This is a genomic window from Halochromatium sp. (assembly GCF_046541315.1).
GTDB lineage: Bacteria > Pseudomonadota > Gammaproteobacteria > Chromatiales > Chromatiaceae > Lamprobacter.
Genome location: NZ_JBKHDN010000012.1, coordinates 1 through 25202 on the forward strand (window position 1 = coordinate 1; position 25202 = coordinate 25202).

At 67.7% G+C, this 25202-nt stretch carries 19 protein-coding genes; 7 read left to right on the forward strand and 12 right to left on the reverse strand.

Annotated features, from left to right (window positions below):
- The 7 genes from trkA to def form a co-directional block, all read right to left on the reverse strand.
- Nucleotides 1–1313 (reverse strand): Trk system potassium transporter TrkA (gene trkA / locus ACLFQI_RS01905; RefSeq protein ID WP_410757109.1); only part of this gene is annotated, 1313 nt, incomplete at its 3' end.
- Between the two features lie 10 nt (nt 1314–1323).
- On the reverse strand, nt 1324–2691 hold the full coding sequence (locus ACLFQI_RS01910) for a sigma-54-dependent transcriptional regulator (protein WP_410757110.1): 1368 nt from the start codon (nt 2689–2691) through the stop codon (nt 1324–1326).
- Complete coding sequence (locus tag ACLFQI_RS01915) at nt 2688–4892, reverse strand: ATP-binding protein (protein WP_410757112.1); 2205 nt, start codon at nt 4890–4892, stop codon at nt 2688–2690. The genes ACLFQI_RS01910 and ACLFQI_RS01915 overlap by 4 nt, the downstream gene beginning before the upstream one ends.
- A 2-nt stretch (nt 4893–4894) precedes the next feature.
- A complete protein-coding gene (locus ACLFQI_RS01920) occupies nt 4895–5503 on the reverse strand; it encodes a DUF4390 domain-containing protein (RefSeq protein ID WP_410757113.1) in 609 nt (202 codons plus the stop codon).
- Nucleotides 5500–6831: a 16S rRNA (cytosine(967)-C(5))-methyltransferase RsmB gene (gene rsmB, locus ACLFQI_RS01925; RefSeq protein WP_410757114.1), complete on the reverse strand. Its 1332-nt coding sequence runs from the start codon at nt 6829–6831 to the stop codon at nt 5500–5502. The genes ACLFQI_RS01920 and rsmB overlap by 4 nt, the downstream gene beginning before the upstream one ends.
- Nucleotides 6824–7774 (reverse strand): methionyl-tRNA formyltransferase, encoded by a 951-nt coding sequence (fmt, locus tag ACLFQI_RS01930; protein WP_410757115.1) that lies wholly within the window; start codon nt 7772–7774, stop codon nt 6824–6826. Before fmt ends, rsmB begins: the two co-directional genes overlap by 8 nt.
- A 34-nt stretch (nt 7775–7808) precedes the next feature.
- Nucleotides 7809–8345 (reverse strand): peptide deformylase, encoded by a 537-nt coding sequence (gene def, locus ACLFQI_RS01935; protein ID WP_410757116.1) that lies wholly within the window; start codon nt 8343–8345, stop codon nt 7809–7811.
- 230 nt (nt 8346–8575) lie between these two features.
- On the opposite strand from def, the gene ACLFQI_RS01940 reads away from it, so the two are divergent.
- From ACLFQI_RS01940 to ACLFQI_RS01970, 7 genes are all read left to right on the forward strand, one after another.
- Nucleotides 8576–9724 carry a LysM peptidoglycan-binding domain-containing protein gene (locus ACLFQI_RS01940; RefSeq protein ID WP_410757117.1) on the forward strand — a complete coding sequence of 383 codons (1149 nt, stop codon included), beginning with the start codon at nt 8576–8578 and terminating at the stop codon, nt 9722–9724.
- Nucleotides 9725–9729: 5 nt separating this feature from the next.
- Nucleotides 9730–10956: a DNA-processing protein DprA gene (gene dprA / locus ACLFQI_RS01945; protein WP_410757118.1), complete on the forward strand. Its 1227-nt coding sequence runs from the start codon at nt 9730–9732 to the stop codon at nt 10954–10956.
- A 47-nt stretch (nt 10957–11003) separates the two neighbouring features.
- Complete coding sequence (locus tag ACLFQI_RS01950) at nt 11004–11480, forward strand: DUF494 domain-containing protein (RefSeq protein WP_410757119.1); 477 nt, start codon at nt 11004–11006, stop codon at nt 11478–11480.
- 135 nt (nt 11481–11615) lie between these two features.
- Entirely contained in the window at nt 11616–13967 is a 2352-nt protein-coding gene (topA, locus tag ACLFQI_RS01955) for a type I DNA topoisomerase (protein ID WP_410757120.1), read from the forward strand.
- A gap of 277 nt (nt 13968–14244) precedes the next feature.
- Nucleotides 14245–14826, forward strand: a complete 582-nt coding sequence (locus tag ACLFQI_RS01960) for an L-threonylcarbamoyladenylate synthase (protein ID WP_410757121.1) — start codon at nt 14245–14247, stop codon at nt 14824–14826.
- A 150-nt stretch (nt 14827–14976) separates the two neighbouring features.
- A complete protein-coding gene (locus ACLFQI_RS01965) occupies nt 14977–16029 on the forward strand; it encodes an SAM-dependent methyltransferase (protein ID WP_410757122.1) in 1053 nt (350 codons plus the stop codon).
- A 28-nt stretch (nt 16030–16057) separates the two neighbouring features.
- Complete coding sequence (locus tag ACLFQI_RS01970) at nt 16058–19465, forward strand: EAL domain-containing protein (protein WP_410757123.1); 3408 nt, start codon at nt 16058–16060, stop codon at nt 19463–19465.
- A 111-nt stretch (nt 19466–19576) separates the two neighbouring features.
- Here ACLFQI_RS01970 and ACLFQI_RS01975 read toward each other — a convergent pair whose 3' ends face one another.
- The 5 genes from ACLFQI_RS01975 to ACLFQI_RS01995 form a co-directional block, all read right to left on the reverse strand.
- Nucleotides 19577–21532: an SLC13 family permease gene (locus tag ACLFQI_RS01975; RefSeq protein ID WP_410757124.1), complete on the reverse strand. Its 1956-nt coding sequence runs from the start codon at nt 21530–21532 to the stop codon at nt 19577–19579.
- A gap of 16 nt (nt 21533–21548) precedes the next feature.
- Nucleotides 21549–22106, reverse strand: coding sequence for a dTDP-4-dehydrorhamnose 3,5-epimerase (gene rfbC, locus ACLFQI_RS01980; RefSeq protein WP_410757125.1), 558 nt, complete (start codon nt 22104–22106; stop codon nt 21549–21551).
- Nucleotides 22103–22987, reverse strand: coding sequence for a glucose-1-phosphate thymidylyltransferase RfbA (gene rfbA / locus ACLFQI_RS01985; RefSeq protein ID WP_410757128.1), 885 nt, complete (start codon nt 22985–22987; stop codon nt 22103–22105). Before rfbA ends, rfbC begins: the two co-directional genes overlap by 4 nt.
- A gap of 11 nt (nt 22988–22998) precedes the next feature.
- Nucleotides 22999–24075 (reverse strand): dTDP-glucose 4,6-dehydratase, encoded by a 1077-nt coding sequence (gene rfbB, locus ACLFQI_RS01990; protein ID WP_410757126.1) that lies wholly within the window; start codon nt 24073–24075, stop codon nt 22999–23001.
- A gap of 90 nt (nt 24076–24165) precedes the next feature.
- A partial coding sequence (locus ACLFQI_RS01995) for a TGS domain-containing protein (protein WP_410757127.1) occupies nt 24166–25202 on the reverse strand: 1037 nt, incomplete at its 5' end.

Consider the following 25202-nt stretch of genomic DNA (forward strand, 5'->3'; position numbering starts at 1 on the left):
AGGAACAGGATCACATGGTCTTCGGATTCGATGACGGTGTCGTGATGCGCGATCAACACCTGATTCCCACGCACGACGGCGCCGATGCTGGCGCCCTTGGGCAGATGGATCGCTCCGATCGTACGTCCGACCACCTTCGAGGAATGCTGATCGCCATGGGCGATGGCCTCGATCGCCTCGGCGGCGCCGCGGCGCAGCGAATGCACCATCACCACGTCGCCCCGGCGCACATGCTTGAGCAGGGTGCCGATGGTCGCCTGTTGCGGCGAGATGGCGACATCGATCGGGCCGCTCTGTACCAGATCGACATAGGCGGTGCGGTTGATCAGCGCCATCGCCTTGCGCGCGCCGAGGCGTTTGGCGAGCATGGCCGAGAGGATATTGGCCTCGTCATCGTCGGTGACCGCGCAGAAGACATCGGTGTCCTCGATGTTCTCCTCCAGCAGCAACTCCTCGTCGGCGGCATCGCCGTGCAGCACGATGGTGCGTTCGAGCCACTCGGCGATCTGCTTGCAGCGCTCGAGATCGTTCTCGATCACCTTGACCCGGTAATCGCGCTCGGTGACGCGGGCGAGGCGCGTGCCGATATTGCCGCCGCCGGCGAAGATCAACCGCTTGTAGGGCTTGTCGAGGCGCCGCAGCTCGCCCATGACCGAGCGGATGTGCTTGGGCGCGGCAATGAAGAAGACCTCGTCATCGGCCTCGATGACGGTGTCGCCCTCGGGCTGGATGGCGCGATCCTGGCGGTAGATGGCCGCGACCCGCGCATCGATATGCGGCATGTGCTCGTAGAGGGCGCGCAGCTCATGGCCCACCAGCGGGCCGCCGTAATAGGCGCGCACCGCCACCAAGCGCACCCGACCACTGGCGAAATCGGTGACCTGCAGCGCGCCCGGGGTCTGTATCAGGCGCAGGATATAGTCGGTCACCAGCTGCTCGGGGCTGATGGTGACATCGATATTGAAGGCATCGCCCTCGAACAAGGCCTGATGGTGGTCGAGAAAGCCCTGCGCGCGTACGCGGGCGATCTTGGTCGGGGTATGGAACAGCGTGTAGGCGACCTGGCAGGCGACCATGTTGGTCTCGTCGCTGTTGGTCACCGCGATGATCATCTCGGCGTCCTCGCCGCCGGCGCGCAGGAGCACGTCGGGCTGGGCGCCATGCCCCTGCAGGGTGCGCAGGTCGAAGCGATCGGCGAGCTCGCGCAGGCGCCGCGCGTCGGTGTCGACCACGGTGATGTCGTTGGCCTCGTTGACCAGGTTGGCGGCCACCGAGGTGCCGACTTGGCCGGCGCCGAGGATGATGATCTTCATCGCCGGCCGCTCAGCGCCGCTCCTTGATCTCGATGCCGAGCGAGCGCAGCTTGCGATAGAGATGGGTGCGCTCCATGCCGGCCTCCTTGGCCATCTTGCTGACGTTGCCGGCATGCTTGCCGAGCTGGTACTCGAGATAGGCCTTTTCGAACTGCTCGCGCGCCTGGCGCAGCGGTTGATCGAACGACACCAGTCCTTCCAGCGGCTGGCTCGGGACCGGCGGATTGGAACCCAACGCGGTCTCGACCTCGTTCTGGGCGATCTCGTCGCCGGCGCCGAGGATCAGCACGCGTTGCACCAGGTTCTTCAGCTCGCGCACATTGCCCGGCCAGCCATAGTTGCGCAGGAAGTTCTGCGCGCCGACGCTGAAGCGCCGGTAGGGCAGTTTTTCATGGGTGGCGAAATAGTCGACGTAATAGTGGAGCAGGTCCGGGATATCCTCGGCATGCTCGCGCAGCGGCGGGATGTGCAGCGGCACCACGTTGAGGTGATAGAACAGATCCTCGCGGAAGTGACCGGCGCGTACCTCTTCCTTGAGATCGCGCTGGGTGGCGGCGATGATGCGCACATCGATCGCCACCGGCTCGCTGCCGCCGACACGCAGGAAGGAGCCGGTATCCAGGGCGCCGAGGAGCTGCCCCTGGGCCTCGAGGTCCATGTCGGCGACCTCGTCGAGCAACAGCGTGCCGCCGGCGGCCTGTTCCAGGCTGCCGTAGTGGACCTGATGGTGCTCCTCGCTGCCGAACAGCTCGCGGGCGGCGTTGCCGCGCGCGATCGCCGACACCCCGAGATCGACGAACGGCCGCTCGCGGCGCGCGCTCTGGGTGTGCAAATAGTGCGCGAAGGTCTCGCGCCCGGTGCCGGGCTCGCCGGTGATCAGCACCCAGGTATCGTGCTGGGCGATGCGCTTGACCTGCTCGCGCAGGCGTTGCATCGCCGCCGAACGGCCGGCGGGCTCGAGCACGAGCGCTGGGCGACGGCGCAGGTCGACATTCTCGCGCACCAGCTTGTCGGCCTCGAGCGCGCGCTCGACGGTCAGCAGCAGCTTGGCCATCGACAGCGGCTTTTCGAGAAAGTCGTAGGCGCCGAGTCGGGTCGCCTCGACGGCGGTCTCGACGTTGCCGTGGCCGGACATCATGATCACCGGGCAGGGCAGCCCCTGATTCTCGGACCACTCCTTGAGCAGCGTGATGCCATCGAGATCCGGCATCCAGATATCCAGCAGCATCAGGTCGGGACGGCGGTCGCGCAGCGCGTGGCGCGCGGCCTCGCCACTTTCGGCACTGGTGATCTCGTAGCCCTCGTCCTCGAGGATGTCCCGCACCGTCTCGCGGATGTCCGGCTCGTCGTCGACGACCAGGATGTGGGTTGCGCTCATGATTCTCCTGTTTGCGGCCTGCTGGGCGTTGCGGGCGCGCTACTGATGGGTAGGCGTGCGGTGAAACAGGCGCCCGATTCGGTGTTATGGGCCCGAATGATACCGCCGTGTTCCTCGATTATCTTCTTTACGATCGCCAGGCCGAGTCCGGTGCCCTTGGCCTTGGAGGTGACATAGGGATCGAACAGCCGGCCGATCATCTCCGGGTCGATGCCATTGCCGTTGTCCTCGACTTGCAGCTCGACGCATGCGGTGTCGGCGTCATTCAGCCGGCGGGTGGCGACATGGACGCACGGATCGGGATGCTCCTCGAGCGCTTCGGAGGCATTCTTGACCAGGTTGTGGATGACCTGGCGCAGCCGTTTGGAATCACCGCGGATCAGCGCCCCGCTGGTGTTGAGATCCTTGCTGATCTTGACCGGTCCGGCGCGATACAGCTCCAGCACCTCGTTGACCAGCGCGTCCAGCGCGAAGGGCTCCTGCTGCATCTCCGGGGTGCGCGCGTAACTGGAGAAATCGTTCACCATCGCCTTCATTGCCTCGACCTGCTGGACGATGGTGTGGGTCGAGCGGTCGACGATCTTGGCGTCCGCTTCCGGCAACTTGCGCAGCAGCTTGTGGCGCAAGCGCTCGGCCGAGAGCTGGATCGGCGTGAGCGGATTCTTGATCTCGTGGGCCAGTCGCCGCGCCACCTCGCCCCAGGCGGCGTCGCGTTGCGCGCGGATCAGGGTGGTGATGTCATCGAACACGAGGACATGGTCGGCGTGCGGTTGCGCCTCCTCGGCGCCGCCGGCGGCGGTGATCGGCAGCGGGCTGCCGCGACACATGAGCACCTGGCGCCCGTCGACGCCGAACAGGGTGATCTCCTCGCGCCAATCGCGACCGCTGCCGATGCGGCGACCGACGGTCTCGCACCAATGCGCGAGGCGGGGATAGAGGGTCGCCAAGGTGGCCAACGGCATGGGCGCGCTGTCGTCGAGGGCGATGCCAAGGATCTGACGCGCGGCGGCATTGCTGGTCCGCAGCACGTTGTCCTCGTCAAAGGCGATGACGCCCGAGGAGAGCCGGCCGAGCAATGTCTGCAGATAGGCGCGCTGGGTTTCCACCGCCTGCTGGCTCTGCTCGGCCTCGTCGCGCGCTTGGGCGATGCGCCGGGTCATGGCGTTGAAGGAGGCGACCAGGAAGGTCAGTTCGTCGTCATGGCGCGGTAGCGGCAACTGCTGCTCGTAATCGCCAGCGGCGATGGCGCGCGTGCCGTGGGCGATCGCGGCGATCGGGTCGGTCAGGACCTTGGCGGTGCGGAAGGCGATCAACAGCGCCGCCATGAAGCCAAAGACCAGCACCAGCGAGAGCGTGATCGAGAAGCTGAACTTGAGCGATTGGCGCAAGAACGAGAGTTCGGTGTAGCGGTTATAGGCGCCTTCCAGGCGCGTGGCCAGCTCGGTGATGCGTGCCGAGGTGGGAAAGATGGCCTGTAACAGCAGCGGGCGCGCAGCGGGATCGCGCACCAGCACCCGCACCACCAGCTCGCCGCCCGGTCCCGGCTCCAGGCCGACGTGATCGATGCCCCGGCGCACCTGCTGCATGAGTTCGCGCTCGGGCTGATCGGGGACCAACTGCAAGGGATCGTCGCTGGCGGTGGCCAGGACCTGGCCGCCACGATCGAAGAGGGTCAGCTCGAGCGCGCCGGCCTGGCGGCGCAAGGCGCCCAGGGTCAGGGTCAACGCGGTGGCGGAGCGATCCTGGATCCCGCTCAGGAGCTGGGCGCTGTACTTCATCAGGACGCGTTGATTGAGGTCGAGCGAGGCCTGGTTGAGGATCAGCGCGTCTTCCATCGCGCTATCGATCTCGACATCGAACCAGCTGTCGATGCCGCGCATCATGAAGCTCATCGAATAATAGTAGACCACGCCCACCGGCAACAGCGAGATCAGCGCGAACATCGCCAACAGCCGCGCGGCGAGTCGGGAACCGGCGGCCTGATGGCGCAGCGCTTGCACCAGGCGCACCGAGTTGGCGCCCACCAACAGCGCCAGCGCGAGCAGGCCGAGCAGCACCAGCACCAACAGCGGCACGAACAGGCGGCTCAGCGCCTCGGAGTTCTGCACCGCGCTGGTCATCAGGTGCAGGGCGACCATGAGGATCGCCAAGAGCAGCCCGACGGCGAGCGCGCCGGGTTGCAGGAGCTGTTGTTTCAGCATGCTCAAGGCGTCAGCGGCCAGGTGGTCCAGCCGGTGCTCTGTTTCCAGCCCGAGCGCAGATAGGCCATGGGGCGCAGCGGCAGGGGCAGTTCCTCGATATCCAGCGAGGCCCGCAGATGCACCGCGTAGGCCTGCTCCGGGTCGAGCTGTTGCTCGCCGATCAGCGGGATCTCGCTGAGTTCGCCCAACGCGGCGACCGCCGCCTGGCGCGTGACGAAGACGCGCCCGTCCTCGCTCGGCAGGCGCGAGACCAGGTAACGCTCGGATAGGGGCTTGTAGCGGATGCGGTACTTGAGGCGGCGATCGACCAGGCTTTCGTTCCAGATCCAGGCGCCTTGCTCGCGCACCTGGATATGCACCTGGATGGTCAAGGGCACGCCGTTCTCCAGCGCCTCTAGCGCGCGCTCGCTGAAGCCATAGTCGATCTCGGCGGCGAGGAGATGCTTGCCATCGACCTGGCGGGTCTTCGCCTCGATGACGCGGAAGCCGTCCGCCGCGCGCGCGGTCGGGCTCGGCAGTGGATTCAATCCCAGTAACAGGGTCAGCGTGACGCAGGCGAGGAGCGGCGGTGGCCAGAGCCAGGGCCAGGGCCAGGGTCGGGCTCGGATCATTGCTTCAGCAAACGGGCGAAGTAGAAGCCGTCCGCTCCCGCGTCAGTGGGCAGCAATTGCCGCCCATGGGCGCGCGCTTGTCCCAGGGTCGCGGGCAGCGGTGATTCGACGGCATCGCGCTGGCGGGCAAGGAAGCCGGCAATCTGGGCCTCGTTTTCCTCGGGCAGGAGCGAGCAGGTCAGGTAGAGCAGGCAACCGCCCGGCTGCAGCAGCGGCCAGAGCGCATCCAGCATGCGGGCCTGGGTCGCGGCCAAGGGACCGATGTCGGCCTCGCGCCGCAGCCGCTTGATATCGGGATGGCGGCGGATCACGCCGGTGGCCGAGCAGGGGGCGTCGAGCAGGATGCGCTGGTAGGGGGCATCGGCCCAGGCCGGATCGGGTCGCGTGGCATCGCCGACCATGACGCGGGCGCGCAGGCCCAGGCGCGTCAGCTGAGCGCGCACGGCCTCGAGCCGCTCGGCGCTGGCGTCGAGCGCGGTCAGCGCGAGCCGGCCTTGCGCCTGTTCGAGCAGATGGGCGCTCTTGCCGCCGGGCGCCGCGCAGGCATCGAGCACGCGCTCGCCAGGCTGGGGCGAGAGCAGCGGGGCGGCCCATTGCGCGCCGGCATCCTGCACCGAGACCAGCCCCGCGCTGAAGCCGGGCAGCGCCTGGGCGGCGACGGGCTGTGCCAAGCGCAGGGCTTGGGGCTGATCCGCGAGCGTCTCGACGGCGATCTCGGCCGCGCGCAGCCGCGCTGCGTATTCGCCAGGACTCGTGCGCAAGGGGTTGACGCGCAGGAACATTGGCGCGCGTCCCTGACTCGCGGTGACGATCGCCTCCCAGTCCTCGGGCCAGGCCGCGCGCAGTCGGCGCAACAGCCAGTCTGGCATCAGCCAGCGCGCGGCCTCGTCGCGCTCGACCCGCGCGAGCAGCCCCGGCCGCTCGCGTTGAAAGCGCCGCAGGCTGGCGTTGATCAGCCCCGCCGCGCGCGGACGCTGCAACAACCGCGTCGCGGCGACGGTGGTCGAGACCGCGGCATGATCCGGGATGCGCAACGCGATCAGCTGATAGAGGCCGATCATCAGCAGGGAACCGAGGATGCGATCCTTGGGTTTCAGCGGACGTTGCAGCAGTTGCTCGGTGAGTGCCTCCAGGCGCGGCAATAGCCGCAAGGCGCCGAAGCTCAGCTCGCTCAACAGCGCCTCGTCGCGTGCGTCCGCCGGGCGGGCGCTTGCCGCGAGGGCGTCGGTCAGGGAACGGCCCTCGGCGCGCACCGCGTGCAGCACCCTGGCCGCTTGCGCGCGCACGGCGGCACCGTTGGGCGCGGGCGGCGCCGGCGATCTAGCCAAGCAGGATGCCATCGACGGCATGCGCGCGCGCATAGTCGGCGGCGCTGATCGGGCGCTTGCCCGGGGCCTGGAGGCGCTCGATGCGCAGCACGCCAGCGCCGGTGGCGACCTCGATGCCCTCGCTGCTGCTGCCGAGCACGGTGCCGGGCAGGAGGTCGCTGGGAATCGCCTGTGCCCCGGCGCCGAGGGGGCTGGCCTCCCAGATGCGCAGGATCTCGCCTTGGCAGTGGGTCTGCGCGACGGGCCAGGGCTCGAAGGCGCGGATCTGACGGTCGATCTCAAGCGCCGAGCGGCGCCAGTCGATCATCGCCTCCTGCTTGTCGAGCTTGCTGGCGTAGGTGGCCGCATCATGGTCTTGTGGCTGCGGGGTCAGCGCTTGCTCGCAGATCGCCGGCAGGCTGTCGAGCAACAGCTTGGCGCCGATGGCGGCGAGCCGATCATGCAGGCTGCCGCCGGTCTCGCGCGGGCCGATGCGGGTGCGCTGGGTCGCGTAGACCGGGCCCGTGTCGAGGCCTTGCTCCATGTGCATCAGACTGATCCCGGTGTACTCGTCGCCGGCGGCGATGGCGCGCTGAATCGGCGCCGCGCCGCGCCAGCGCGGTAACAGCGAGGCATGGATGTTGAGACAGCCAAGGCGCGGGCAGGCGAGGATCGTCGCCGGCAGTATCAGGCCGTAGGCGGCGACCACCATCAGGTCGGGCGTCAAGGCCTGCATCTCCTCGAGGGCCTCGGCGCTCTTCAAGGTCGGCGGTTGCAATACCGGAATCCCGGCATCGAGCGCGACCTGCTTGACCGGACCGCTAGCGGTCTTGCGGCCGCGCCCGGCCGGCCGATCGGGTTGGGTGTAGACCGCGACCACCGTCCAGTCGGCGGCGATCAAGGCGCTCAAGGCCGGCACCGCGAAGGTGGGCGTCCCAGCGAAGATGAGGCGAGGGCCTTGCATCAGTCACTCCGAGGCGGTTGGCGACCCGCGGTTATCAGATGGCTTTGCGTTGGGCGGCGCTGGTGGCCGGCTGCGGCGCGCGTTGTTCCTTTTCCAGCCTCTTGCGGATGCGCTGGCGCTTGAGCGAGGAGATGTGATCGACGAACAAGCGGCCATCGAGATGGTCGATCTCGTGCTGGATGCAGACCGCGAGCAGGCCATCGGTTTCGAGTTCGATCCTCTCCCCGTCCGGATTCAGCGCCTGCACGCGCACGCGCTCGGCGCGCTTCACGGTCTCCGCGAACCCCGGCACCGAGAGACACCCTTCCTCCATCTCCTCTTCGCCCTCGCGCGCGAGGATCTCGGGATTGATGAGACAGAGCGGGTTCGAGCGGTCCTCGGAGACGTCGATCACGATGACCCGCTTGGGCACGTTCACCTGAATCGCGGCGAGGCCGATACCGGGCGCGGCGTACATGGTCTCGAGCATGTCGTCGATGAGTTGGCGCGTGCTGTCGTCGACCTGCTTGACCGGCTCCGCAACGCGCCGCAGGCGCGCGTCGGGGAAGATGAGGATATCGAGTAAAGCCATAATGATTTCATGGGTGTTGGTCGGCTCCCGCCGGATCGGGCCGGAGGCTCGCGCCCGGGGCAAGCGCGGGGAGCCTCGGGCAGGGCAGGGCCGAGAAGGGCCGAACAAAGAGCTTCGGGATGACATTGCGATGATAACCTATTGTACAAGCCTGCTGTGAGCGCTCGACCGCGCGCGACCGGGCGCGCCGGCATGCGCAAGACAAGCGGGCAGGAGTGACGAAACAGATCATGATGCTATCGAAGCTGCCGTGGGCAATGGGGGGCCTGGCGCTCGCCTCGCTGCTGGTGGCGGCCTGGTCGCCGCTGCTCGCGGCGCCGCCGGCGCTGCGGCCGGATGCCCCCGAGGTCTACCATGTTCGCCCCGGCGACAGCCTGTGGGGCATCGCCGGGCGCTTCCTGCGCGATCCCTGGCGTTGGTCGGAGGTTTGGGAGGGCAATCCCGGGGTGGCGGATCCGAACCTCATCTACCCCGGAGATCGCCTCCTGCTCGATACCCGCCGCCCGGGCCGGCCGCGTGTGCGCCAGGCCACGGCCGAGGCCCCGGGTGGACTGCGCGTGGTCAAGCTGTCGCCGCGCGTGCGGGTCACCGAGCTTGACACGGCGGTGCCCGCCATCCCGGTCGATGCCATCGAGCCGTTTCTGTCGCGCGCGTGGGTGGCCGAGACGCGCGCGCTCGAGGACGCCCCCGAAGTCGTCGGTTTCCCGCGCGAGCGCCTCTTGGCCGGGACCGGCGATCGCCTCTTCGCGCGCCCGATCCGCGAGGCGCGCGAGGCCGGCTACGCGATCCTGCGTCCCGGCGCGGCCCTGCGCGATCCGATCAGCCAGGAGGTGCTCGGTTACCCGGCGCGCTTCGTCGCCGAGGCGCGTCTGGAGCGGACCGGCGAGCCGGCGATCCTGCGGGTGACCAACGCCGTCATGCCGGTGCGTCTCGGCGATCGTGTGCGTCCGGCGCGCACCGATGCGAGCGTGCTTCGTCCCTTCCTGCCGCAGCCGGCGCCGGCCGGGCTGAAGGGGCATCTCCTCGCGGGGCTCGACGAGGCCTCGCGAATCGGCCAGTACGCTTGCGTGGTGCTCGATCGCGGTGCGCGCCAAGGGCTGAAGAGCGGACAGGTGTTCGCGGTCTATGACGGCGGCCACCAGGCGCGCGCTCGCGGCGGCGATCGCGTGCCCGAATCCGAAGTCGGGGTGGTCATGGTGTTCCGGGTCTTCGAACGCGTCAGCTTCGCGCTGGTGATGCGGGCCCATCGGGCGCTGCGCGTTGGCCAGAGGGTTGCGGCGCCGCCTGCATCCATCGCATCGCCTGCCTCCATCGCCCCGCATGGACCTGCCGCAGGAGGCGACCGCAGGGCCCCTGAACTCAGGAGCCACACGGATTGAGCCCCATGGATGAAACCGATCTCAGCGCCTGGCTGACCCTGGTGTTGACGCCGGGCCTGGGTCCGCGCCGGATCGCCAAGCTGCTGGCCGCGTTCGGCAGCGCCGCGGCGGCCTGCGCGGCGTCGCCCTCGGCCCTGCGCTCGCTCGGGCTGAGCGAACCGATGCTCGAAGCGCTGCGCGCGCCGGATAGGACCGCCATCTCGGCGTCGCTGCGCTGGGCCGAGCAGGCCGGGGCGCACATCCTGACGCTGGCCGATCCCGCCTATCCGCCGCGCCTGGCGGAACTCCCGTCGGCGCCGCCGCTGCTGTTCGTGCGCGGCGATCCGGCGCTACTGAGCGAGCCGCAGCTCGCCATCGTCGGCAGCCGTAACCCCACCGCCGGCGGGGTGCAAACCACGCGCGCCTTCGCCGCGCATCTGGCCGGGATCGGCTTGGTGATCACCAGCGGTCTGGCCTTGGGCGTGGATGCGGCGGCGCATCTGGGCGCGCTGGAGTCGGGGCGCACCATCGCCGTGCTCGGCACCGGGCCGGATCGGGTCTATCCGGCCGCGCATCGCGAACTTGCCCATCGCATCGGCAGCGAGGGCGCGCTGGTGAGTGAATTCTTGCCCGGCGTGGGACCGCAGGCGAGTCATTTTCCGCGTCGCAACCGGACCATCAGCGGCCTCAGCCTGGGCACCCTGGTGACCGAGGCGGCACCGCGCAGCGGCTCCCTGATCACCGCGCGCTATGCCGCAGAGCAGGGGCGCGAGGTGTTCGCGATTCCCGGCTCGATCCACAATCCCTTGGCGCGCGGCTGTCACGCGCTGATCCGCGAGGGCGCCAAGCTGATCGATAGCGTCGATCAGTTGCTCGAGGAGCTGGCGCCGCAGCTAGAGGCTTATCTGCTCCAGTCCGCCCAACCCGCCGTTCAGCCCGCCGCCCAGCCCGCCGTCCAGCCAAGCCCTCGGCCGGCCGCGGCCAGTCCGCCTGAACAGAGGGATGAGGCCGAGCAGTCGTCGTCACCGTCATCCGCGACGCCGACAGGCTGCGCCTCGCCGACTACGGCAGGGCTCGATCCGGACTATGGCCGCCTCCTCGACAGCATGGGTCGAGACCCGGTCGCGCCGGACGAGCTGGTCGCGCGCACCGGCTTCTCCGCGCAGGCGGTCTCCTCGATGTTGTTGCTCCTCGAGTTGCAGGGGCATGTATCATGTTTGGCTGGCGGGCGGTACTGCCGTCAGCCTGGCTAGAGGCGACTGTGCAGGCCGAGGCTTGTGACTCCATCCGAGGACCCTGAATGTACGACAATATGGTCGATGTCCTGATCTATCTCTTCGAGAACTATATGAGCGGCGAGGCCATGCCACCGGAAGAGCATGGCGAGCTGGAAGAGGAGCTGACCAGTGCCGGTTTCACCAGCAACGAGGTGGCGCAGGCGCTGACCTGGCTCGACGATCTGGCGCAGCGCATGGAACACAGCGATGCGCGCCCGCGCGATCTCGGCGCCATGCGCATCTACACCACCGCCGAGGAGACCAAGCTCGATCTCGAGTCGCGCGGGCTGCTGCTGTTCTTGGAGCAGAACGGCATCCTCGATCCGGTCAGTCGCGAGCTGGTGATCGATCGCGCCATCGCCATCGAACAGGCCGCCGTCTCGGTGGATGAACTCAAATGGGTGGTGCTGCTGGTGCTGATGAATCGCCCCGGGCAAGAAGACGCCTTTACCCAGATGGAAGAACTCATCTACGGCGACGAGCCCGGCTATCTGCATTAGGCGGCGGCCTCGAGATGCCGCGCTCGCGCGTGCGCTGTCTCGGCGAATAGCGGCTCGGCGAATAGCGGCCCGGCCTTGACGGACGGGCCGTCGATCGTATCTCCTAGCGCTCCCCTTCAGCGCATTGGCAAGTCTATGAACCTCGTCGTCGTCGAGTCGCCGGCCAAGGCCAAGACCATCAAGAAGTATCTGGGGCCCGACTTCGATGTCGTCGCCTCCTACGGACATGTGCGCGATCTGGTGCCCAAGGAGGGCGCCGTCGATCCCGAGCGCGGCTTCGAGATGAAATACCAGATCATCGAGCGCAACGAGAAGCACGTCCAGGCGATCTCGAAGAAGCTCAAGGCGGCGGCGGCGCTCTATCTCGCGACCGACCCCGACCGCGAGGGCGAGGCCATCTCCTGGCATCTCTACGAGTTGCTGCGCAAGCGCCAGCAGATCGGCGAGCGCCCGGTCTATCGCGTGGTCTTCAACGAGATCACCAAGCGCGCCGTCAACGACGCCGTGGCGCATCCGCGCGGACTCTCCTACGACCTGGTCAATGCGCAACAGGCGCGCCGGGCGCTGGATTACCTGGTCGGCTTCAATCTCTCGCCGCTGCTGTGGAAGAAGGTGCGTCGCGGGCTCTCCGCCGGGCGCGTGCAGAGTCCGGCGCTGCGTCTGATCGTCGAGCGCGAACAGGAGATCGAGGCCTTCGAGACGCGCGAATACTGGAGCGTCGAGGCCGATGCCGCCGAGCAGGGCAAGACCTTCAGCGCCAAGCTCGTCGAGTATGCCGGCGAGAAGGTCGAGCAGTTCACGATCACCGACGAGACCCGCGCGCGCGAGGTCGAGCAGGCGCTGCTCGCCGCCGCCAACGGCAGGCTCAGCGTCGACAAGGTCGAGCGCAAGCAGCGCAAGCGCCATCCGGCGCCGCCGTTCATCACCTCGACCCTGCAGCAGGAGGCGGCGCGCAAGCTCGGCTTCACCGCCCAGCGCACCATGCGCACCGCCCAGCAGCTCTATGAAGGCGTCGATGTCGGCGGCGGGGCGGTCGGTCTCATCACCTACATGCGCACCGACTCGGTCAATCTCTCGCAAGAGGCGATCGACGAACTGCGGGCGTTCATCGCCGAGCGTTACGGCGCCGATCACCTGCCGCCGCAGGCGCGGCTGTTCAAGACCAAGTCGAAGAACGCGCAGGAGGCGCACGAGGCGATCCGCCCCACCTCGATCGGCTATCGGCCGGAACGGATCAAGGCCCATCTGAGCAACGACCAGGCGCGGCTCTACGAGCTGATCTGGAAGCGCACCCTGGCCTGCCAAATGGCGCACGCGCTGCTGAATCTGGTCGCCATCGATCTCGGCTGCGGCGCCGGCAATCGCTTCCGGGCGACCGGCTCGACCATCGCCGAGCCGGGCTTCATGCGCGTCTACCTCGAGGGCCGCGACGATGTGACCGGGGCCGATGACGACGAGGAACGGATGCTGCCCGATCTCAAGCAAGGCCAGACCGTCGAGCTGCTCGCGATCCGCTCCGAGCAGCACTTCACCGAGCCGCCGCCACGCTATTCGGAGGCCTCGTTGGTGAAGATGCTGGAAGAACTCGGCATCGGCCGGCCCTCGACCTATGCCTCGATCATCTCGACGCTGCAAGAGCGCGAGTACGTCGAACTCGACAAGAAGCGCTTCACGCCGACCGATGTCGGGCGCATCGTCAACAAGTTCCTCACCGAGCACTTCACCGCCTATGTCGATTACGACTTCACCGCCCGGCTCGAGGACACCCTCGATGCCGTCTCGCGCGGCGAGGAGGACTGGATTCCGCTGCTGGAGCAGTTCTGGAAGCCATTCAAGGAGCAGGTCGACTACACCCAGGAGCATGTCCAGCGCAGCGATGTCACCCAGGAAGCCATCGACGAGCAATGTCCCAAGTGCGGCGGACAGCTCGCCAAGCGTCTCGGGCGCAATGGCTTCTTCATCGGCTGCTCGAACTATCCCGACTGTGACTACACCCGCGACCTGAATGCCGAGAAGGGCGCCAGCGACGAGCCCGAGATCGTCGAGGGCAAATCCTGCCCGGAATGTGGCTCGGACTTGGCGGTGAAGCGCGGTCGCTATGGCAAGTTCATCGGCTGCACCGCTTATCCCAAGTGCCGCTATATCGAGCCGATCGAGAAACCGGAGGACACCGGTGTCGAATGCCCCAAGTGCAAGGCTGGCACCTTGCAGAAGAAGAAGTCGCGGCGCGGCAAGATCTTCTATTCCTGCTCGACCTATCCGAAGTGCGACTACGCGGTCTGGAACGAGCCGCTCGCCGAGCAGTGCCCGCATTGCGGCTGGCCGGTGCTGACGCTCAAGGTCACCAAATCCAAGGGCGCGCAGAAGGTCTGCCCGCAGAAGGAGTGCGGCTACACGGCGCCGGTGGACGAGGATGGCGGCTCGGATGGCCGGGATGCCGGTGCGGCGAGCGCCCGTCGTAAGCCGGCGCCCGAGCCGGTCGCTTGACCTTGCCGATGGGTTTTATGCCGCATCTGCTCCCGCTGCTCCTTGCGTCCAGGGCGCGCGAAGGCTGGTCGGCTCATGAGGCGAGATCCGTGATCGGTAGACTCTCCGGCGTGGCCGAATGCTCTCGTCGCGCAAGAGATCGAATTCCCGGGACGCGGCGCCACCGGTTTCGCCCCCTGAGCCGGCGTGTCTTCATCCGAATGGGGATGGGCCGCCGCAGCGCTTGGCCCGAAGGATCAGCTGGCAGAGGACGTCAGACTCGTCGCGGTGACTCGGCATGAGAAGCATCGGCCCCTCAAGTTTCGGACTGCGGCTGGCGGCGCAGGCGATTGCCGCCGGCGAGGTGATCGCCTATCCGACCGAGGCCGTCTATGGGCTCGGCTGCGATCCGCTCGACGCCCGGGCGGTGCGACGCATCCTCGCCATCAAGCGCCGCCCCGAGCATAAGGGCTTGATCCTGATCGGCGCCGATCTCGACGCCTTATGGCCATTCATCCTGCCGCTGGAACCGGCGCGGATGGCCGAGATCGAGGCCTCCTGGCCGGGTCCGAACACCTGGCTGCTGCCGGCGCGACCCGATACGCCGACCTGGCTCACCGGTGCGCACGCGACCATCGCGGTGCGCATCCCGGGCCATCCCCTCGCCCGCGCCCTCTGCGCCGCCTGGTCCGCTTATGGCGGCGGGGCCCTGGTCTCGACCAGCGCCAATCTCGCCGCGCGGCCGCCGGCACGCACCGCGCTTGAGGTCCGTCACCGCTTGCCCAAGGGGCCGGACCTGATCCTCAATGCCCGCTGCGCTGGCAATCCGCGCCCCTCTCTCATCCGCGATGCCCGTACCGGTCGCGTGCTGCGTCCCTGATGCGATGCCCGTCCCGCTGGTCGGGCGAGCGCGTGGGGCAAGCGTTTTTCCACCGCAATCGGGTTGTCATCGCGGGATCGAGATTGTGTTCAGCGGTTGCGGCTAATACCCTGGAGAGCATCCTGCAAAGAGCGAATCCTGGAACGCCGCATGCCGATCCCTGAAACCATGATCATCGCGCTGGTGGAGCGCGGCATCGTGCCCGATCCCATCATCCGCGCCGGCATTCGGCGGCGACTGCGCAAGACCTTGGCCGAACTGCCGATGAGCGATTGCGAGGCAGCCGCCGAGCATAAGACGGCCTTCATCGCGATGATGGACGCCTCGCCGGTGGCAGCGGTGCCGGAGCGCGCCAACGAGCAGCACTACGAGGTGCCGGCCGAGTTCTTCGCCTGGGTCCTGGGGCCACGGCGCAAATACAGCTGCTGCTGGTGGCCAACGGGGGTCGCCACGCTGGAACAGGCCGAGGAGGCGGCGCTGGCCGAGACCGCGCACCGCGCCGGCATCGGCGCAGAGATGGCGGTATTGGAACTCGGCTGCGGCTGGGGCTCGTTCAGCCTCTGGGCGGCCGAGCGGTTCCCATCGAGCCGTTTCACGGCGGTCTCCAACTCCAGCTCCCAGCGCGCCTACATCGAGGCCGAGGCGAAGCGGCGCGGGATCGCGAATCTGACCGTGATCACCGCCGATATGAACGCCTTCGCGATCGATTCCCAGTTCGATCGCATCGTCTCGCTGGAGATGTTCGAGCACATGCGCAACTGGCGCACGCTATTTGGCCGCGTGCACGACTGGCTCAAGCCCGGCGGGCGCTTCTTCATGCATGTGTTCTGCCATCGCGATCATCCTTACCCTTATGAGGACACCGGGCCGGACGATTGGATGAGCCATTATTTCTTCGCCGGCGGCATCATGCCGAGCGACGATCTGCCGCTGCACTTCCAGCAGCGGCTGAACCTGATCGAGCGCTGGCGCTGGAACGGACGTCACTACGCAAACACCCTCAACGCCTGGCTGGCGCGGATGGACGCCGCCCGGGATCAGGTCTGGCCGATCCTGGAGCGCACCTACGGCAAGGAGCAGGCGAGCACCTGGTGGATGCGTTGGCGATTGTTCTTCATGGCCTGTGCCGAGCTGTTCGGGCTGCATCGGGGCCAGGAATGGTACATTGGGCACTACCTGTTCGGGCGCCCTGGCGGGGACTGAGCCTAAGGCACACATTCGAGCACACGCCATGACCGAGCATGAACGCGGCGCCTCGTCCCATCTTCGCACCCCGCTCGAGGATTTAGACGAGCTGTATCGGCAAGCGCGCGCGGCGGTGGCGGCCGGACGGCTCGAGCAGGCCGAGGCCGCCTTCGCGGCGCACGAGCACGATGCCCAAGCGCTGCTCGAAGAGTTGCGCGTTCAAGAGGCCGAACTCAAGCTGCAAAACCAGAACCTGCGCGAGACCCGCCAGACCCTGGAAGCGACGCTCGCGCGCTTCAGCGCCTTCTTTTACTCGTTACCGATCGCGGCGCTGATCGTCGACCGCCGTGGCCTGATCCGCAAGACCAATCCCGCTGCGGAAGCGCTGTTTCAAGTGCACGGCGACGGGCAGCAACAGCATTGCTTCCCGCGCTTTGTTGAGCAGGCCCAACGCGGCGAGCTGTTTCGGGCGCTCGGCACGCCGCGCGCGTGCGCGGATGCCACCCTTCGCGAAATCCAGTTCCGTCGCGCCGACGGTGAACCCTTCATCGGCGACTTCCACCTGGCCTCGGTCCCCGGCGAGGCGGATGTCGAGCCGGAATTCATCTGCACGATCATCGATCGCTCCGAGAGCGTTCGCGACCGCAAACGCCTGCAGGAACAGCGGGCGCAGCTGGAGGCCATCTTCCAGGCCACCCCGGTCGGGATCGTCTTTGTCCGCGAACGCAAGATGCTCCAGAGCAATGCCGCCTGGTGCGAGCTGGTGGGCTACGCGCCCGAGGAACTCGACCAGCAGGATATGCGCATGCTCTACGCCGACGAGGCCGAGTATGCGCGCGTCGGACGCGAACTCTACGGACAGATGCGGCGCGAGGGGACCGGCCGGCTGGAGACCTGGTTTCGCCATCAGGCCGGCCATCGCATCGACGTCCTGCTCTGCGCCGCGCCGATCGAGTCAGGGGATGTGGACGGCGCGCGGGTGCTGATCGTGCTGGACATCACCGAGCGCAAGGCCGCCGAACAGGCCTTGCGGGAGCAGGAAGAGCGCCTGCGTCTCACGCTTCAGGCAACCAATGACGGGCTCTGGGATCTCGATGTCGTCACCGAGCGCATGATCGTCAACGATCGCTATGGCGCGATACTCGGCTATGCGCCGGGCGAACTCGACCTGCGTTTGCAGGCCTTGATCGCATTGGTTCATCCAGAGGATCGACCGCGTGTGCAAACCCAGCTCGCACGGCATCTTGACGAGAACGCGCCCTACGCCCTGGACATCCGGATGCGCTGCAAGGACGGCGGCTGGCGCTGGCTGCACTCCCGCGGGCAGGTGGTCGCGCGCGATGCCGAGGGCCGGCCCTTGCGGGTGGTCGGAACCCACACCGATATCCACGCGCGCAAGCTGGCCGAGCAGGCGCTGAACGAAAGCAACCGGCGCCTGCGCGAAGCCGAGCGTCTGGCCGCCCTGGGGCATTGGGAGTACGTCGTCGAACCGGCGACAATGACCTGGTCGCGGGAGTTGTATCGCATCTTCGGCGTCGACCTCACCGAGCCGCTGCCGGCGTTGGATGCTTTCGCCCAGGTGTTCCATCCCGATGACGCGCCCGAGTTCCTGCACAAGTTCCACCGCGCGCTCGAGACCGGCGAATCCTACCGCTTCACGTTGCGCGTTTACCGCGGCGACGGCGCCTTGCGCTGGCTGTTTTCCGAGGGCCACACCGAGCGCGACGAGTCCGGCCAGGTTGTGCGCTGCTTCGGCACCGCCCAGGACGTGACCGAGCGTGAGCAGGCGCTGGAGCGGCTGCGGGAAACGGCCCAGGTGTTCGAACGCACGGCCGATGGCGTCATCGTCGCTGACGCCGAGCATCGCATCATTGCCGTGAACCCGGCGTTCACCCAGATCACCGGCTACGCCGAGGACGCGGTCGCGGGTCTGGCCGTCGAAGCAGTGCTCGCGAACGCTTACGCCCCCACCTTCTGGGAGCGGCTGCCGATGTCGCTCAGGGAGGAAGGGGGTTGCCCGGTCGAGCGCTGGGAACGCCGTCGCGACGGGTCCTGGTATCGGGCGCGCCTGACCATCACCACCATCAGCGACGAGCGCGATCAGCTCGAACGCTACGTCATCCTCATCAGCGACACCACGCCCCTGCATCGCACGCAGCAACAGGTCGAGTTTCTCAGTCACTATGATCCGTTGACCGGGCTGGCCAACCGCAGCCGCTTTCGCGCCCGCCTCACCCAGATCCTGCGAAGGGCGGAAGAGGGGGCCGGTCGGGTGGCGGTCCTCATCGTCGATCTCGATCGCTTCCGGGTCGTCAACGAGTCGCTGGGACCGATCGCCGCCGATGACCTGCTCAAGCAGGTGGCCAACGCGCTGAGCCAGGTCTTGCAGCCCATGGATACGCTCGCGCGCTTGGGCGGCGACGAGTTCGGCGTGATCCTGCCGGCGGTCGACGCGCGCGAGCCGATCATCGCGATCACCGAACGGTTGCAGCAGCGTTGCGCCGAACCCCGGCTGATCGAGGGCCAGAGCGTCACCGTCACGGCCAGCGTGGGGATTGCGGTCTATCCGCTCGATGGGCGCGCCGACGATGTGCTGATGCGCCATGCCGATATCGCCCTCAAGCAGGCCAAGGCGCGCGGCCGGCAGCGCGTACAGCACTTCGAGCACGCGGCGGTGCAAGGCCTCCCGGATCGTCTCAAGCTAGAGGCCTGCCTGAGCCAGGCCTTGCTGAACGATGAGCTGCATCTGCACTACCAACCGCAAGTGTGCCTGAGCGACGGTCGCCTGGTCGGCGCCGAGGCCCTGCTCCGTTGGCAGAGTGCCGAATTCGGCCCGGTGTCGCCGCAGCACTTCATCCCGGTCGCCGAGGACATGGGCCTGATCCACAAGATCGGCGCCTGGGTGCTGCGCCAAGCCGCGCGGCAGCTCGCGGCCTGGGACCGGGCCGGCGGGCAGCGGCTGCCGCGGGTCGCCGTCAACCTGTCGATCCTCCAACTGGAGGACCCGGACCTGGTGCCGATGATCGAGGAGTTACTCAGGCACCACCGGCTCGCGCCCGGACGGCTCGAACTCGAGCTGACCGAGTCGCTGCTCATGCAGCAGGCGGGCCAGTCGAGCAGCCGTCTCGACGCATTGCGAGCGCTCGGCGTGCGCCTGGCGATTGACGATTTCGGGACCGGCTATTCGTCGCTGGCGTATCTGCACCGCTTGCCCATGCACCAGCTCAAGATCGACCGCAGCTTTATCGATCCGCTGCCGGGCGACCCGCACAGTCAGACGATCGCGAACGCCATCGTGGCGCTCGGCACGAGCCTGGGGACGGAGGTCCTGGCCGAAGGGGTCGAGACCGCCGAGCAAGCCGCGTGGTTGCTCGAGGCGGGGTGTACGCTCGCCCAGGGGTATCACTACAGCCGACCGCTCGCCCCGGAGGTCTTTGTCGAGCGGTGGTTGTGATTCGGGTTCTGCGGATCCTGCCGCGGCGACGGTTCCCTGCCTTGATAGCTCATCCAGGCGAATCGGGTGCCGACTGAGCCTGGCTCGCGAGGCGGCGGTCTTGATCCCGGGTCAAAACACCAGGTTCAGCATCAGCAGCGAGACCACCAGAAACAGCACCGTCATGATGCCGCCAGCGCGCAGGTAGTCGGGCACCCGATAACCGCCGGGGACCATGATCAGCGCGTTGACCTGATGGGTCGGGATCAGGAACGAGTTCGAGGTGGCGATGCCGACCGTGAGCGCGAACATGGCTGGATCGGCCCCGGCGCCGAGCGCCATCTTCACCGCCAGCGGCACCAGCAGCACGGTCGCGCCGACGTTCGACATCACCAGCGTGAAGAAGGTCGCCAGGACCGCCAGCGCGGCCTGGATCACCCAGATCGGCACCTCGCCCAGCGCGGTCAGCGTTGCCTGCGCGATCCAGGCCGCAGTGCCCGACTGCTCGACCGCGAGGCCCAGCGGGATCAGCGAAGCGAGCAGGAACACGGTCTTCCAGCTCACCGCCTCATAGGCCTCGTCGATCGAAAGCACGCCGCTCAGGACCATGCCGACCGCGCCGGTCAGCAGCGCCACCGAGAGCATCAGGTCGCTGAACAGCACGAGCCCCAGGCTCAGCGCGAAGAACAGCAGGGCCACCGGCAGCTTATGCGGGCGGAGCTCCTCGTGCGGATACTCGGTGGTGACGACGACAAAGTCGCGATTGCTCTCCAGTCGCGCCAGATCCGCCCAGGCGGTGTGTACCACCAGGGTATCGCCGGGTTTGAACGGCAGATCACGCACGCCCCCGGTGGCATAGGTCAGGGTGTCGTCGCCGCGCCGGATGGCCAGCAACGAGAGCCCATAGACCTTGCGCATGAAGAGATCGCGCGCCGACTTGCCGACCACCCCGGAGCCCGGCGGGATGACGATCTCGGCGATGCCGGCGCGCTGCGGGGACAGGGCCTCGGCAAAGATCTCGAGTTCGGGGCGGAGCTCGATCCCGGTCTCGGCGACGAAGCGCGTGACCCGCTCCTCGGTGCCCAGGATGCCGAGCAGCGTGCCCTGTTCGATGCCCAGGGTCCGATCGACCCCGGAGGTACCCAAGCGCACCCCGTCGCCCTTCTCGACGGCGATGACGCGCAGATTCCAGCGCCGCTCGATCGCGTCCACGCTGAGCCCGGCGAGCGGCGCGCCGGCCGGCACCCGCGCCTCGTGGACGCTGAAGTCGCTGACGCCATAGGTCTCGGCGTAGTAGGCCATCGGATCGCCGGCCCCGAGCAGCTTGAGGTGATCGCGCGCCGGCAACGCGAAACGGCCGGCGAGGACGAAGAAGAGGATGCCGGTCGCCACCAGCGCCAGGCCGATCGGCGCCACCGAGAACAGCCCGAAGGGCGCCAGCCGTTGCTCGGGCGGCAGGCCTTGATTGGCGGTCTTGATCAGGTCGTTGAGCAGGATCAGCGGGCTTGAGCCGACCATGGTGATGGTGCCGCCGAGGATGGCGCAGAAGCCCATCGGCATCAGCAGGCGGGACATCGGCAGCCCGGTGCGCGCCGAGATGCGGCTGACCAACGGCAAAAACAGCGCCGCCGCGCCGACGTTTTGCATGAACGAGGAAACCGCGGCGACGGCGCTCGACACCAAGGGGATGATGCGCGCCTCGGTGCGGCCGCCGACGCGCATGATGAGACTCGCGACCCGCGTCATGAGGCCGGTCTTGTCGAGTGCGGCGCCGATGATCATCACCGCGATGATCGAGATCACCGCGTTCGAGGCAAAGCCGTCGAACAGGTGTTCGATCGGAACCAACCCGCTGTCCAAGCCCATCGCCGGCGCGAGCAGGGTCGTCAGCCCGAGCAGCACCATCACGCTGAGCGCGGCGACATCGACCGGCACCACCTCGAACGCGAACAGGAAGACGGTGAGCGTCAGCACCGCCATCACCCAGGCGATCTCGAGCGAGGGCACCTGTCCGGCGAGCCAGATCGCGAACACCGCCAGCACGGCGCCGGCGATGTCGGTGACGCTGATCCCGTTCAACCATCGCATGCCAACGCATCCCTCCTCAATCGGCACGCGGCAGCCGGTCGCTGGGGATCTCGCGCAGCCAGGGCGCGTCCCGATCCTTCTGTGAGAGCACCGGCTGAATCCCGGCCGGCCAGTCGATGCCGATGTCGGGATCGTCCCAGCGCACCGCGAATTGGGTCTCCGGATGATAGGTGTCGGTGCATTTGTAGCCGAAGATGGCGCTCTCGCTGGTGACCAGATAGCCGTGCAGGAAGCCGGGCGGCACCCAGAGTTGGCGCTTGTTCTCGGCGCTCAGCTCGGCGCCGACCCAGCGCCCGAAGCTGGCCGAGCCGCGCCGCACATCGACGGCGACATCGAACACCGTGCCGGTGATCGCCTGCACCAGCTTGCCCTGACCATGCGGATGCTGGATGTGCAGCCCGCGCAGCGTGCCATGGCCGGAGAAGGCCTGATTGTCCTGCACGAACGCAGGCCCGATGCCCTGCTCGGCATAGCGCTCTTGCTGCCAGGTCTCGCAGAACCAGCCGCGATGATCGCCGAAGACCCGTGGCTCGATCAGCAGCACCTCGGGGATCGCCGTCGCCGTGACCTTCATGGCACCGGGCCTCGTGTGATCAGGTCGAGCAGATAATCGCCATAGCCGCTCTTGCGCAGCGGCTCGGCGACCGCGCGCAGCGCCGCCTCGTCGATCCAACCGCTGGTGTAGGCGATCTCCTCCGGCGCGCAGATCTTCAGCCCTTGGCGTTTCTCGATGGTCTCGATGAAGTTCGCCGCCTCGATCAGCGATTCATGGGTGCCGGTATCGAGCCAGGCGATGCCGCGGCTGAGGCGCTCGACATGCAAGGCGCCGTGCTCGAGATAGCGCCGATTCAGATCGGTGATCTCGAGTTCGCCGCGCGCCGAGGGCCTGAGTTCGGCGGCGTAGTCGCAAGCGCGCTCGTCGTAGAAATAGAGGCCGGTGATGGCATAGTTGGAGCGCGGCTTGGCCGGTTTCTCCTCGAGCCCGACGACCCGACCCTCGGCGTCGAGTTCGGCGACGCCATAGCGCTCCGGATCGCGCACCCAGTAGCCGAACACGCTCGCGCCCTGGTCGCGCTCGGCGGCCGCCCGCAGATGGGTGCGCAGACCGCCGCCGTAGAAGATGTTGTCGCCGAGGATCAGGCAGGACGGGGCGCCGGCGAGGAAGTCGCGGCCGATCAGGTAGGCCTGCGCCAGCCCGCCCGGCTCCGGTTGCACCGCGTATTCGAGCCGCAGGCCCCACTGGCCGCCGTCGCCGAGCAGCGTGTGGAAGGCCGGCGCATCCTGCGGGGTGGTGATCACCAGCACCTCGCGGATGCCGGCCATCATCAGCACCGCGAGCGGATAGTAGATCATCGGCTTGTCGTAGACCGGTAGCAGCTGCTTGCTGACGCTCAGCGTCAGCGGATGCAGTCGGGTGCCGGCGCCGCCGGCGAGGATGATGCCCTTACGGTTGATGCCGGTGTGCGTCATGCCAACCCCGCCCCCAGCACCTTGTCGCCGAGGCGCTCGCCGCGATAACTGCCGTCGGTGACGCGCCGCGTCCAGTCCTGGTGGTCGAGATACCAGGCCAGGGTGCGCGCGAGTCCGCTCTCGAAGGTCTCGGCGGGTTGCCAGCCGAGTTCGGTCTGGATCTTGGTCGCGTCGATCGCGTAGCGCCGATCATGGCCCGGGCGGTCGGTGACGAACTGCTTGAGCTGGCTGTGCGGGCGGTGCGGCGAGTCGGGCAGGGCCTCGTCGAGCAGGCGGCAGAGGGTGTCGACCACCTCCAGATTGGTGCGCTCGCTGTCGCCGCCGATGTTGTAGACCTCGCCCGGACGGCCGGCCGCGAGCACCCGGTCGATGGCGCGGCAGTGATCCTCGACATAGAGCCAATCGCGGATGTTGCCGCCGTCGCCATAGATCGGCAGCGGCTCGCCCGCGATGGCCTTGGCGATCATCAGCGGGATCAGCTTCTCCGGGAACTGATAGGGGCCGTAATTGTTCGAGCAGTTGGTGGTCAGCACCGGCAATCCATAGGTGTGATGCCAGGCGCGCACCAGATGATCGGAGGCCGCCTTGGACGCCGAGTAGGGCGAATTCGGCGCGTAGGCCGAGGTCTCGGTGAACTGGCCGCTCGGCCCCAATGAGCCATAGACCTCGTCGGTCGAGACGTGCAGGAAGCGGAAGGCCTCGCGGCGGCCGCTGTCCAGCTCCGTCCAGTAGGCCCTGGCGCTGTCGAGCAGGTTGAAGGTGCCGACCACATTGGTCTCGATGAAGGCGGCGGGGCCGTCGATCGAGCGATCGACATGGCTCTCGGCGGCGAAGTTGACTACCGCGTCGACCTGATACTCGCGCAGCAGATGGCCGACCAGGGCCTGATTGCCGATATCGCCTTCGATGAACACATGGCGCGGATCATCGGCAAAGGCGGCGAGGGTATCCGGGTTGCCGGCGTAGGTGAGCTTGTCGAGGTTGATCACCCGCTCGACGCCCTGTTGCATCTTCAGATGCACGAAATTGCCGCCGATGAAGCCGGCGCCGCCGGTGACGAGAAGAGTGCGCATGGTGAGAGAGGGACGCTTCCTGGACCTGGCGCCGATGATACCACTTCAGGCGTGGAGTCTCCGCCGGGAGGGCCGCCGCGCCGGGCGCGCTCAGCGACCGCTGCGACGCACCTCGCTGACATCGCTGAGCTGGCGCAGCTTGGCGCAGAGCCGTTCGAGCTGATCGACATCGCCGACCTCGACCCGAAAGCGCATGCTGGCGCGGTCATTGGTCGCGTCGGTCCGGGTCTCGGTGGCGATGACGTTCGCCTCCTCGTCGGCGAGCACCGAGGAGACATCGCGCAGCAAGCCCTTGCGATCGGCGGCGGTGATGACGATGTCGACCGGATACGCGGCCTGATCGGGCTGTGCGGCCCAGTCCACCTCGATCAGACGCTCCTGCTCCTCCTCGCTCAGGCTGAGGATATTGGCGCAGTTGGCGCGATGCACCGCGACCCCGCGACCGCGGGTGATGAAGCCGACGATCGGATCATCGGGCACCGGATGGCAGCAGCTCGCGAGCTGGGTCAGCAGATCCGGTACCCCGGCCACCATCACCTCCGGGCGATCCTGGTGCTGGCGCTTGCGGCGGCGTTGGACGAGCTGCGCTGCCCGTTCCGGCTCGGCGTTGGCGTCACGGCGCTCCTGGTGTGGCTCGCCGACCTGTCGTGCGACGCTGCCGACCGCGAGGTCGCCACGACCGATCGCGGCCAGCACATCGTCGCCGCGTTGCAGGTTGAAGCGCTCGGCCAGCTGCTCCAGGGGCGGCTTGCTCTCGATGCCAAGGCGCGCGAGTTCCTTATCGAGCAGGCTGCGGCCCTCGGCCAGATGACGCTCGAAGTCCTGCTGCTTGAACCACTGCCGGACCCGATTGCGCGCCCGCGAGGTGGTCAGATAGCCGTGATGGGCGCTGAGCCAGTCGCGACTCGGGGCGGCGTTCTTCTGGGTGATGATCTCGACCGTCTCGCCGCTCGAGAGCTTGTGGGTCAGCGGCACGATGCGCCCATCGACACGGGCGCCGCGGCAATGATGACCGACCTCGGAGTGGATCGCATAGGCGAAGTCGAGCGGCGTGGCGCCAGCCGGTAGCTCCACCACCTTCGCCTGCGGGGTCAGCACATAGATGCGCGTGGCGCCCTCCTGGTTGG

Coding starts and splice junctions, on each gene's coding strand:
- ACLFQI_RS01960 (WP_410757121.1), top strand. CDS start 14,245: ATGAGAAGCATCGGCCCCTCAAGTTTCGGACTGCGGCTGGCGGCGCAG.
- ACLFQI_RS01940 (WP_410757117.1), top strand. CDS start 8,576: ATGATGCTATCGAAGCTGCCGTGGGCAATGGGGGGCCTGGCGCTCGCC.
- ACLFQI_RS01910 (WP_410757110.1), bottom strand. CDS start 2,691: ATGAGCGCAACCCACATCCTGGTCGTCGACGACGAGCCGGACATCCGC.
- rfbB (WP_410757126.1), bottom strand. CDS start 24,075: ATGCGCACTCTTCTCGTCACCGGCGGCGCCGGCTTCATCGGCGGCAAT.
- ACLFQI_RS01970 (WP_410757123.1), top strand. CDS start 16,058: ATGACCGAGCATGAACGCGGCGCCTCGTCCCATCTTCGCACCCCGCTC.
- def (WP_410757116.1), bottom strand. CDS start 8,345: ATGGCTTTACTCGATATCCTCATCTTCCCCGACGCGCGCCTGCGGCGC.
- dprA (WP_410757118.1), top strand. CDS start 9,730: ATGGATGAAACCGATCTCAGCGCCTGGCTGACCCTGGTGTTGACGCCG.
- rfbC (WP_410757125.1), bottom strand. CDS start 22,106: ATGAAGGTCACGGCGACGGCGATCCCCGAGGTGCTGCTGATCGAGCCA.
- topA (WP_410757120.1), top strand. CDS start 11,616: ATGAACCTCGTCGTCGTCGAGTCGCCGGCCAAGGCCAAGACCATCAAG.
- ACLFQI_RS01950 (WP_410757119.1), top strand. CDS start 11,004: ATGTACGACAATATGGTCGATGTCCTGATCTATCTCTTCGAGAACTAT.
- fmt (WP_410757115.1), bottom strand. CDS start 7,774: ATGCAAGGCCCTCGCCTCATCTTCGCTGGGACGCCCACCTTCGCGGTG.
- ACLFQI_RS01915 (WP_410757112.1), bottom strand. CDS start 4,892: ATGCTGAAACAACAGCTCCTGCAACCCGGCGCGCTCGCCGTCGGGCTG.
- ACLFQI_RS01975 (WP_410757124.1), bottom strand. CDS start 21,532: ATGCGATGGTTGAACGGGATCAGCGTCACCGACATCGCCGGCGCCGTG.
- ACLFQI_RS01965 (WP_410757122.1), top strand. CDS start 14,977: ATGCCGATCCCTGAAACCATGATCATCGCGCTGGTGGAGCGCGGCATC.
- ACLFQI_RS01920 (WP_410757113.1), bottom strand. CDS start 5,503: ATGATCCGAGCCCGACCCTGGCCCTGGCCCTGGCTCTGGCCACCGCCG.